We start from the raw sequence: 10511 nt of genomic DNA on the forward strand, positions 1-10511 counted from the left end.
TCGGGCAGGTGTCGGCCCAGACCGACGCGACTCTCTCCTCGCCTCGCCCTCGGGCTCGGTCGTGGTGACGCGCGTGTCCGGACATACAAGTAGAGCAACGAACAGACGTAGAACGAAGGAATCCATGGCCACCGAAGTAACTCTCCCGGCACTCGGCGAGTCCGTCACCGAGGGCACCGTCACCCGCTGGCTCAAGCAGGTCGGCGACACGGTTGCGGTCGATGAGGCCTTGCTGGAGGTCTCCACCGACAAGGTCGACACCGAGATCCCCTCGCCGGTCGCCGGCACCGTGCTCGAGATCAAGGCGTCCGAGGACGACACCGTCGAGGTCGGTGGCCTGCTCGCCGTCATCGGCGCTGCCGACGAGGCCGGCGCCGCTCCCGCGGAGCCCGCCGCGCCCGCGGCCGAGCCCGCCGAGGCTGCCGCTCCCGCCCCGGCCGCCGAGCCCGAGGCTCCGGCTGCCCCGGCCGAGCCCGAGGCTCCCGCCGAGCCCGCCGCGCCTGCCGCTCCGGCGCCCGCCGCCGGCGGCAACGCCACCGAGGTCGCCCTCCCCGCGCTGGGTGAGTCGGTCACCGAGGGCACTGTCACCCGCTGGCTCAAGCAGGTCGGCGACACGGTCGCCGTGGACGACGCGCTGCTCGAGGTCTCCACCGACAAGGTCGACACCGAGATCCCTTCGCCGGTCGCCGGCACCCTGCTCGAGATCAAGGTCGCCGAGGACGAGACCGTCGAGGTCGGCGCCGTGCTCGCGCTCGTCGGTGACGCCGGCGCCGCTCCGGCTGCCGAGCCTGCACCTGCCGCCCCGGCCCCGGAGCCCACTCCCGAGCCCGAGCCCCAGCCCGAGCCGACTCCTGCCCCCGAGCCCGAGCCCGCTCCGGCCGCCGCCGCACCTGCTCCGGCGCCTGCCGCCCCGGCTCCGGCCCCGGCCGCGCCTGCCCCCGCTGCTCCGGCTCCTGCGGCCCCGGCTCACGCCGCGCCGTCCACCGATGGCTCCCCGGCGATCCAGCCCGGCGGCTACGTCACCCCGCTCGTACGCAAGCTCGCGGCCCAGCACAACGTCGACCTCGAGACCGTCCAGGGTTCGGGCGTCGGTGGCCGCATCCGCAAGGAGGACATCCTCCAGGCGGCCGCCGCCAAGTCGGCTCCGGCCGCTGCCCCGGCAGCTGCGGCTCCGGCGGCCTCGGCCGCTCCGGCCGCTTCCTCCGCCGTTCCCGCGGCCCCGTCGCCGCTGCGTGGCACCACCGAGAAGATCTCGCGTCTGCGCAAGGTGATCGCCGAGCGGATGACCGAGTCGCTGCACACCGCGGCGCAGCTGACCCAGGTCATGGAGGTCGATGTCACCAACATCGCCCGCCTCCGTGAGGCCAACAAGGCCGGGTTCCTGCAGCGCGAGGGCGTCAAGCTGACCTACCTGCCGTTCTTCGCCAAGGCCGCGATCGACGCGCTCAAGGTGCACCCGAAGCTCAACGCCGGGATCGACATCGAGGCCGGCACGGTCACCTACTACGACCGCGAGAACATCGCCTTCGCCGTCGACACCCCGAAGGGTCTGCTGACCCCCGTCGTCAAGGACGCGGGCGACCTCTCGATCGCCGGCATCGCGAAGAAGATCGCCGACGTGGCCGACCGCACGCGCAACAACAAGATCACCCCGGACGAGCTCTCCGGCGGCACCTTCACGATCACCAACCTGGGTTCGTTCGGTGCGCTCTTCGACACCCCGATCATCAACCAGCCGCAGGTCGCCATCCTCGGCCCGGGTGCGGTCGTGAAGCGCCCGGTCGTCATCGACGACCCGGACCTCGGCGAGACGATCGCGGTGCGCTACATGGTCAACGTCGCGCTGACCTACGACCACCGCCTGGTCGACGGCGCCGACGCCGGCCGCTTCCTCCAGGACGTCAAGAAGCGCCTCGAGGCAGCTCAGTTCGAGCTCTGAGCCGGTAAGCAACGAGCGGCGCGGTCCCCACGGGGGCCGCGCCGCTCGTCATCTCACCTGGTGACGGCTACATGTCCACGTCGGACATGTCGGTGATCTTGCCGCTCGGCTTCTCGATGGTCACTGGCTCGCCGTGAGCGGACAGGTCGAAGACGATGTTCCCGGAGTCGCCGCCGTCCATGCTCAGGCGTACCAGCCGACCCTCGGAGTCGACGTTGACATCGACGGTCGAGCCCTCCGCACCGAAGTCCGACTCGCCCGCATCGAACGTGTAGTGGGCGGTGTCGACGCTGTCGATCGTCTCCTGCCCGACGTACGTCGTGGTGTCCGCAGAGATCGCGTGGGTGACAGAATCCAGGAAGAGGTTGGGCGCCGGCATCATCGCGGACATCACGGTGGCGAACCCGCCCATCACCCATTCGCCATCCATGCTGGCGTACGCGGTGTCGTCGAGAGTGACGAACTCGACCGTGCTCGGTCCGTCGTCACCGCTGATCTCGCCCTTCACGTGGAAGGCCATCGGGTCCTGCTGATAGTCGCCTTCGCCGGTTCCGGCGATCTCCTCGCCTTCCTCGACGGCGTTGATCTCCATGTCGACGTGGACCGTCGACATGGACTCGGCGGCCGCTTTCACGACCTTCATGGCCTCGGACGCCGACAGCGTGGTGCCGGGCTCGATCGAAGGTGCGGCGTCGGCCGCGGAAGCCGTGTCTTTCGCGTCGCTGCCGGACTCACCGCACGCCGCAACGGTGCAGGTCGCGGCCAGAGCGAGGACGGCCGCCGCGAGGCGGCGACGGTTCTGGGTGGTACGCACGTCTGTGTGCCTTTCAAGACTGATCCGAAGACCGATCGCTCCCGAGCGCGGCCAGTCGAAACAGGCGCATTCTGCACACAGCCTCTTTACCCCCGCGGGGATATCGCCGAACCGTTATCCGGCCGAGCCGGCGTTTCACCGTTCCGGTCACTGCCCGGCTCGCTCGGCCCGGGGCGTACGATCTCGGTGTGACTGAGCTGCGCTTCGTTGAGGTCGGGACGATCGACTACCTGGACGCCTGGGAGCTGCAGAAGCAGGTCCACCAGCGCGTCGTCGACCGCGAAGAGCCCGACACGGTGCTGCTGCTCGAGCACCCGCCGACCTACACCGCCGGGAAGCGTACGAAGCCGGAGGACCGGCCCGCGGATCCCGGCGGCGCCCCGGTGATCGACGTCGACCGCGGCGGTGAGGTGACCTTCCACGGCCCCGGCCAGATCGTCGCCTACCCGATCGTGCGGCTGCCGGAGAAGGTCAAGGTCGTCGACTTCGTACGCCGCCTGGAGCAGGCGATGATCCGCACCTGCGCCGAGTTCGGCGTCACCGCCTACCGCGTCCCGGGCCGCAGCGGCGTGTGGCTGCCCGCGGGCGAGACCCCGGACGGCGTACGCCGCCTGGAGCGCAAGGTCGGGGCGATCGGGCTGCGGGTCAGCCAGCACGTGACCATGCATGGCATCGCGCTCAACTGCGACGTCGACCTGGGCTGGTACGAGCGGTTCGTGCCGTGCGGGATCTCCGACGCCGGGGTCACCACGCTCTCGATCGAGACCGGGCGACAGATCAGCAACGCCGAGGCGATGCCGGTGCTCCACGAGCAGGTAGCCGAGATGCTCTCCTGGCGCGACTACGAGCCGGGCCCGAGCCTGGACGCCAAGCCCGACCCGGCGAAGACCCCGCGGGTCCCGCTGCTCTCCCCCAGCCTGGGCTGAGCGGGCCGGCCGCGGTCGGTGTGACCGACCAGTAGCCGCCTGCCTTCGAGGTTCCACCACCACGCGGCGTACCCTTGTGGGGTGACTCAAGCTCCTGCCCCAGAAGGTCGCAAGCTCCTCCGTCTCGAGGTCCGCAACGCGCAGACTCCGATCGAACGCAAACCGGAGTGGATCAAGACCAAAGCGAAGATGGGGCCGGAATACAAGGAGCTCACCGCGCTGGTGAAGTCCGAGGGCCTGCACACGGTGTGCCAGGAGGCCGGCTGCCCCAACATCTTCGAGTGCTGGGAGGACCGCGAGGCCACCTTCCTCATCGGCGGCGACCAGTGCACCCGCCGCTGCGACTTCTGCCAGATCGACACCGGCAAGCCCACCGACCTCGACCGTGACGAGCCGCGCCGCGTGGCCGAGTCCGTGCAGACCATGGGCCTGAAGTACGCCACCATCACCGGCGTCGCCCGTGACGACCTGGCCGACGGCGGTGCCTGGCTCTACGCCGAGACGGTGAAGCAGATCCACGAGCTCAACCCCGAGACCGGCGTCGAGAACCTCATCCCCGACTTCAACGGCATCCCGGAGCTTCTCCAGGAGGTCTTCGAGTCCCGTCCCGAGGTCCTCGCGCACAACGTCGAGACCGTCCCGCGGATCTTCAAGCGGATCCGTCCGGCGTTCCGTTACGAGCGCAGCCTCGACGTGATCACCCAGGCCCGCGACTTCGGCCTGGTCACCAAGTCCAACCTGATCCTCGGCATGGGCGAGACCCGCGAAGAGGTCTCCGAGGCGCTGCGCGACCTGCACGCGGCCGGCTGCGAGCTGATCACGATCACGCAGTACCTGCGCCCGAGCGTGCGTCACCACCCCGTCGAGCGGTGGGTCAAGCCCGAGGAGTTCATCGAGCTCCAGGCCGAGGCCGAGGAGATCGGCTTCTCCGGCGTCATGTCCGGTCCGCTCGTTCGTTCGTCCTACCGCGCCGGTCGGCTGTACCGTCAGGCGATCGAGGCGCGCGACGCCTCCTCCGTGGCCTGAGTCCCTGCGTACGAGAACTGAAAGAGGAAGATGTCCCAGACCGACCCGAGCAGCATGAGTCGCCGCCAGCAGATGGTGGAGACCTACAAGCTCACCAAGCAGTCAGACCCCAAGATCGGCCTTCTCCTGGGTGCGATCTTCGTGGTCGTCGCCGCGGTCGCCGGCGTGATCTTCTGGTTCCTGCCCGGCGAGGGCATCTTCTCCTGGATCTTCACGATCGTCGGCGCTCTCCTGGCCGGCCTTCTCGCCGCGATGGTGGTCTTCTCGCGGCGCGCGCAGAAGGTGATGTACTCCCGGCTCGAGGGCCAGATCGGTGGCGGGTACGCCGCCCTGACCATGCTCCGTCGGGGCTGGACCGTCACCCAGGCCGTCGGCGTCGAGCCGCGCAGCCAGACGCTGGTCCACCGCGTGGTCGGCCCTCCGGGAGTCGTCCTCGTCGGCGAGGGCAACAGCCCGAGCAAGGTCCGCTCGCTGCTGGCCAGCACCAAGCGCACCCACGCCCGTGTCCTCTCCGACGTGCCGATCACGACCGTCGTCGCCGGCAACGGTGAGGACGAGGTGCCGCTGCCGCAGCTGACCAAGCACGTCACCAAGCTGGGCCGCAACGTCGCCGGCCCCGAGATCACCGACATCCTCAACCGCCTCAAGGCCGTCGACGCCACCCGTGGCGCCATGCCCATCCCGAAGGGCCCCGTCCCGACCTCGATGAAGGGCATGCGCGGCAACCTCCGCGGCCGCTGATCGTCACAGCCGGCGTGCCCGGATCGCGTAGAGAAGCGGGATCCGGGGCGCCTGGTCGGGCAGCCTGAACCAGCCGCCCTCGCCCGCCACCATGGACGGGAAACGGGGCCACGGGAGCCGCTCGTCTTCGCGTACGACCTCGATCCGCAGACCGGCGCCTGCGAGGGCGGTGACGACCTCGCCGACCCCGTGGCGCCATTCGTACGCCGTCGTGGCGCTGCTCAGCGCCGGGCCGTCGGTGTAGGTGTGGGTCGAGTCCTTGGCGATCGCGCCCCTGCCCGAGAGGTAGTCGTGGCGCAGCTCGAGGGAGTCTTCCCGCCCAGGCTCCGGCACCTCACCGAGAGCGTCGAGGAGCGGGTGGAACTCGGCCAGGTAGAGGAACCCGCCGGGCTTGAGCAGATCGTGGACGACCCGCGCCCACAGGTCGAGGTCGGGTAGGTAACAGACCGCGCCCTTGCCGGTGTAGACAACGTCGAACCGGCCGGCACCCAGGACCTCGACGGCGTCGTGCACGTCGGCCTCGTGGTAGTCGACGGCCAGCCCGCGCTCGGCGGCGATCCGGCGCGCCGCGACCACCGCCTCGGCCGAGATGTCCAGCCCGTACGTCACCGCACCCCGCTGCGCGAACGCCACCGTCTCGGTGCCGAGATGACACTGCAGATGCACGACCTCGCGGCCGGTCAGCTCACCGAGGTCGCTCCACTCGTAGTCGGCGAACCACGACTCGGCCGGCCGCGACCCGTCGATGCCGTAGAACGCGCTGGCGACGTGGATCGGCGTCCGGGCGTCCCAGTTGGCCCGGTTGGCCTCGATCTGCCGGGTGCTTTCGGGGTCGAGAGTCATGCGAACACAGTCCCACGAATACTGTGCCATGAAACGACAGAGGGCCGGTCCCCGTTCGGGGACCGGCCCTGCTGCGTACGAACTGGCTGTCAGCCGGCCATGCTCGGCATGTCGGTGACCTGGTCCGCCGGCGGCGCCTCGATGGTCACGTCCTCGCCGTGCTTGGACAGGAGCATCTCGACGGTGCCCATGTCGCCCATGCCGACCTCGGCCTTGCGGAGCAGGCCGTCGGCGTCGACCCAGATGTCCTGGTCGATCGTCTTGGGCATGCCCTTGGTGCTGTCGGCGCCGAGGCTCTCGGCGAGCCCTGCGGAGTCGACGGTGAAGCTGTAGTGCTTCGTGTCGGTGCCGTCGACCTTCTCCTCACCCTCGAACTTGGAGGACTTGATCGACTCCTCCATCCCGTCGAAGAAGGCGAGCGGGTTGCTCATCGACTCCAGGCTGGTCCCGCCCATCTTGGCGAGATCATCGGCGCTCGCGGTCATCCACGAGTCGCCCATCATGCCCTTGATGTAGATCTTCTCGTCGACAAGGATCGTCTCCAGATCCATGTTCATGGAGCCACCACTCATCTTCATGGTGGAGTGCTGCGCGGGCGGCTCCTTCTGGATGTCGCCCTCGCCGGTCATCGACACCGACTGGCCCGAGGCCTTCGCGTCCATCTTCGTGGTGAAGTGGGCGGTGTCGATGTCGGTCGCCTTCTTCATCACCTCGGTCATTTCCTCGGCCGAGACCGAGTCACCCTCGCTGGCGCCACCGGCCCCACCACCGCCACCGCAGGCCACCAGGCCTGAGAGCGATACGGCCAGCACGCTCGCCACAGCAGCGCGGCGCCAGAGGCCACGTGGCCCGAGAGTACGGTTGAGCGTCATTGAGCTTCCCTTCGTGTTTGCCGCTGCTTGCGGCTGACCGGTCAAACCTACCCCCGGAAGCCTGTTAACCAACCCGGCGAAACACGTGTCGATAGGTCTGAAGCGTGACGGTTGCCGTACCTGCCGCCAGATCGTGGAGGCCTCGCCGGTCAGGACGGAAGACCAGCGGCGGTACGACGAGGACGACCAGGATCTGACGGGCGATGCTCCGCAGCGGATCGAGCGGGCGCACGTCCGGCTCGCCGGCCGTCACCCGCACCGTACGCAGCCGGGTGACGAGCTTGCCGAAGGAGCCGCCGCCGAGCGTGGTGAAGACCGCCGTCTGCACGATGAAGACGACCAGGATCCACAGGTTGTCGCTCGGCCGCGGGTCGACACCGGCGAGCAGCGACCCGAACGGCAGCGCCCGTACGCCCAGAAAGACAGACGCGACCAGCGACGACGCGAGCCAGTCGATGAAGAGTGCCAGGACGCGCCTGCCCCAGCTCGCAGTGTCATAAGGCAGAGTGGGCGTCGCAGGAGTGGCGGAACTGGTCACGTCGTAAGGGTAGGCGGCAACGTCTTGAGGGGTGAGATCCGGGATGGTTGCCGATCAAATCACACAACCTGTTACACGCCCGAAACATTTGCGACACTCCTGTGCAACCGTCCCTTCGTAATTTGCGTGGCACGGTCGGATCCATGAGGGTCCGGCCTCGATCGCGAGAGACCTATCTGGCTCTGCCCGACCGGGTGAGCCAAGGAGGATTGATGTTCAGCACTGACGACGAACTCTTGAAGTTCATCTCTGACGAGGGGGTCGAGTTCGTCGACATCCGTTTCGTCGACCTGCCTGGCGTCCAGCAGCACTTCACGGTGCCCGTGTCGTCGTTCAACCTGGAGCCGATGGCCTTCGACGGTTCGTCGATCCGTGGTTTCCAGACGATCAACGAGTCCGACATGGCGCTCTACCCGGACGTCACGACTGCGTACATCGACCCGTTCCGCGCCGCGAAGACCCTCGCGCTGATGTACTTCGTGCACGACCCGATCACCGGAGAGGCCTACTCCCGCGACCCGCGCAACATCGCGCGCAAGGCCCTGGCGTACCTCGCCTCGACCGGCATCGGTGACACCGCCTTCTTCGCCCCCGAGGCGGAGTTCTTCATCTTCGACAAGGTCGCCTACAACACCTCCGAGGGCGAGTCGTTCTACAAGATCGACTCCGTCGAGGCCTGGTGGAACTCGGGCGCCGACACGAACCCCGACGGCTCGAACAACCTGGGCTACAAGACGCGCTACAAGGGCGGCTACTTCCCGGTCTCCCCCACCGACCACTTCGCCGACCTGCGCGACACGATGGTCAAGAACCTCGAGGCCTCCGGCCTGCTCGTCGAGCGCGCCCACCACGAGGTCGGCACCGCCGGCCAGGCCGAGATCAACTACAAGTTCGACACGCTGCTCAAGGCTGCCGACGATGTCATGAAGTTCAAGTACATCGTCAAGAACACCGCCTGGGAGGCCGGCAAGACGGTCACCTTCATGCCGAAGCCCGTCTTCGGTGACAACGGTTCGGGCATGCACGTCCACCAGTCGATCTGGAACGCCGGCGAGCCGCTGTTCTACGACGAGACCGGCTACGGCGGCCTCTCCGACATGGCCCGCTGGTACATCGGCGGCATCCTGAAGCACGCCCCGTCGGTGCTCGCGTTCACCAACCCGACGGTGAACTCCTTCCACCGTCTGGTGCCGGGCTTCGAGGCTCCGATCTCGCTGGTCTACTCCTCGCGTAACCGCTCCGCCGCGGTCCGCATCCCGATCACCGGCACCAACCCGAAGGCCAAGCGCGTCGAGACCCGGTTCCCGGACCCGTCCTCGAACCCGTACCTCGCCTTCTCGGCCCTGCTCCTCGCCGGCATCGACGGTATCCAGAACAAGATCGAGCCCCCCGCTCCGATCGACAAGGACATCTACGAGCTTCCGCCGGACGAGATGGCCGAGATCAACCAGGTGCCGACCTCCCTCGGTGCCGTCCTGTCGGCTCTGGAGAACGACCACGACTTCCTCACCGTGGGCGACGTCTTCACCCCCGACCTGATCGAGACCTGGATCGACTACAAGACCAACGACGAGATCCTCCCGATCCAGCTCCGCCCGCACCCGCACGAGTTCGAGCTCTACTACGACATCTGAGCCGGCGCTTCCAGCGTCTGTCAGCGTCTGCTGAAAGCGGTGGCTGACCTGAGAGAACGTCTTTCGACGTCCTTTCAGAGTCAGCCACCGCTTTCGTTGTCCTGTGGGTCTGGACCGCCCGGCCGCACCACCCGCGTCCGCGTCATCTGGTCAACAACCGGGCAACAGCGCCGCCTGGAGCGCGGATGTCGCGTAACCTCGCCCGGTGCCAATCTTCGCGAACCTGGCCGGCGCATCTCGGGCACGCCGCTCCACCCTCGTCCTCGTTCTCCCCGTCGTCGCCGCTGTTGCGCTGGCGGCGGCCGCCGTGGTGGTGGTCAGCCCCGGCAACGCCGCCACCGCCACGACGATCAAGCGCTGGGAGACCCGGCTGGCCGGCCTCGGCTGCAACGTCGGCCCCGTCGACGGCCGCGTCGACGCCCACACCCGCACGGCCGTCGTACGCTTCCAGACCCGCCACCGCCTGAGCCCGAGCGGTCAGTTCACGACCACCACGCGGACACGGCTGATGGCGGCGACGGCGAAACGGTGCGACGTACGGCCGGTGCCGGCGAGCACCGGGATCGGACGCCGCATCGTGATCAGCCAGCGACAGGACTGGGTCTGGCTGGTGCGCGCCGACGGGTCCATCCGCGCGCAGGGCGGGATGATCGACGCGGAATGGCTGGACAAGCAGTGGTACACCACCGGCTCCTACTGCGGCCGACCGGCGCGCGGCAACCCACGTACGAACTACAGCGGCACGCAGTGGCTCTACCACTTCGTCCGGTTCGCGCCCTGCGGTGTCGCCTTCCACCGGGTGCCGGTGAGCATGCGGACGGGTCGTCAGATCCACCCGAACTGGTATCTCGGCACCGACGAGAAGACCTCCGACGGCTGCATCCGCCTCAGCGCCACGATGGCGGCTGAGGTCTGGGACTTCACCAAGGTCAAGACCCGCGTACGCGTGGTGTGAGCTCGACTGATGCTCCGACCGGGAACCTGTCCCGCGCCGCACCGGCTCAGGGTGCAACACATGTTCTCGTTGGCGCGTCATGAAGACACATATCGCCCGGACTCGGAGGGTTCACATGAAGAAGCTCCTCGTCTTCCTTCTCATCGGCGCGCTCGCACCCGTGGTGGGGCCGGTCCTCAGCGCCCAGGCGCTGCCGCCCGACCTCGTCTGCGACGGCAGCTAC

General features: G+C 68.3%; 10 protein-coding genes. 6 read left to right on the plus strand and 4 right to left on the minus strand.

Annotated elements, in window-relative coordinates; translation table 11 throughout:
* Positions 1 to 124 precede the first annotated feature (124 nt).
* A complete protein-coding gene (gene sucB, locus AB0F44_RS27170) occupies positions 125 to 1939 on the plus strand; it encodes a 2-oxoglutarate dehydrogenase, E2 component, dihydrolipoamide succinyltransferase (RefSeq protein ID WP_357360042.1) in 1815 nt (604 codons plus the stop codon).
* Positions 1940 to 2006: 67 nt separating this feature from the next.
* On the opposite strand, the gene AB0F44_RS27175 is transcribed toward sucB, so the two are convergent.
* Positions 2007 to 2753 carry a DUF6612 family protein gene (locus AB0F44_RS27175; protein ID WP_357360044.1) on the minus strand — a complete coding sequence of 249 codons (747 nt, stop codon included), beginning with the start codon at positions 2751 to 2753 and terminating at the stop codon, positions 2007 to 2009.
* Positions 2754 to 2941: 188 nt separating this feature from the next.
* On the opposite strand from AB0F44_RS27175, the gene lipB reads away from it, so the two are divergent.
* The 3 genes from lipB (at position 2942) to AB0F44_RS27190 (ending at position 5446) form a co-directional block, all read left to right on the plus strand.
* Positions 2942 to 3679: a lipoyl(octanoyl) transferase LipB gene (lipB, locus tag AB0F44_RS27180; protein ID WP_350659103.1), complete on the plus strand. Its 738-nt coding sequence runs from the start codon at positions 2942 to 2944 to the stop codon at positions 3677 to 3679.
* An 81-nt stretch (positions 3680 to 3760) separates the two neighbouring features.
* A complete protein-coding gene (gene lipA / locus AB0F44_RS27185; protein WP_091040837.1) occupies positions 3761 to 4705 on the plus strand; it encodes a lipoyl synthase in 945 nt (314 codons plus the stop codon).
* Between the two features lie 30 nt (positions 4706 to 4735).
* Positions 4736 to 5446, plus strand: a complete 711-nt coding sequence (locus tag AB0F44_RS27190; RefSeq protein ID WP_357360046.1) for a DUF4191 domain-containing protein — start codon at positions 4736 to 4738, stop codon at positions 5444 to 5446.
* A 3-nt stretch (positions 5447 to 5449) separates the two neighbouring features.
* On the opposite strand, the gene AB0F44_RS27195 is transcribed toward AB0F44_RS27190, so the two are convergent.
* The 3 genes from AB0F44_RS27195 to AB0F44_RS27205 all read right to left on the minus strand — a co-directional run bounded on the left by AB0F44_RS27195 (position 5450) and on the right by AB0F44_RS27205 (position 7699).
* A complete protein-coding gene (locus AB0F44_RS27195; protein ID WP_357360048.1) occupies positions 5450 to 6289 on the minus strand; it encodes a class I SAM-dependent methyltransferase in 840 nt (279 codons plus the stop codon).
* Between the two features lie 89 nt (positions 6290 to 6378).
* Complete coding sequence (locus AB0F44_RS27200; RefSeq protein ID WP_357360050.1) at positions 6379 to 7161, minus strand: DUF6612 family protein; 783 nt, start codon at positions 7159 to 7161, stop codon at positions 6379 to 6381.
* Positions 7162 to 7225: 64 nt separating this feature from the next.
* Complete coding sequence (locus tag AB0F44_RS27205; RefSeq protein ID WP_357360051.1) at positions 7226 to 7699, minus strand: RDD family protein; 474 nt, start codon at positions 7697 to 7699, stop codon at positions 7226 to 7228.
* A 212-nt stretch (positions 7700 to 7911) separates the two neighbouring features.
* Here AB0F44_RS27205 and glnA point away from each other — a divergent pair, with 212 nt between their 5' ends.
* Positions 7912 to 9333, plus strand: coding sequence for a type I glutamate--ammonia ligase (gene glnA, locus AB0F44_RS27210; RefSeq protein WP_357360053.1), 1422 nt, complete (start codon positions 7912 to 7914; stop codon positions 9331 to 9333).
* Between the two features lie 205 nt (positions 9334 to 9538).
* Positions 9539 to 10288: a L,D-transpeptidase family protein gene (locus AB0F44_RS27215; protein ID WP_357360055.1), complete on the plus strand. Its 750-nt coding sequence runs from the start codon at positions 9539 to 9541 to the stop codon at positions 10286 to 10288.
* Positions 10289 to 10511: the final 223 nt, after the last annotated feature.

This window comes from Nocardioides sp. NPDC023903 (assembly GCF_040639295.1).
Classification (GTDB): domain Bacteria; phylum Actinomycetota; class Actinomycetes; order Propionibacteriales; family Nocardioidaceae; genus Nocardioides.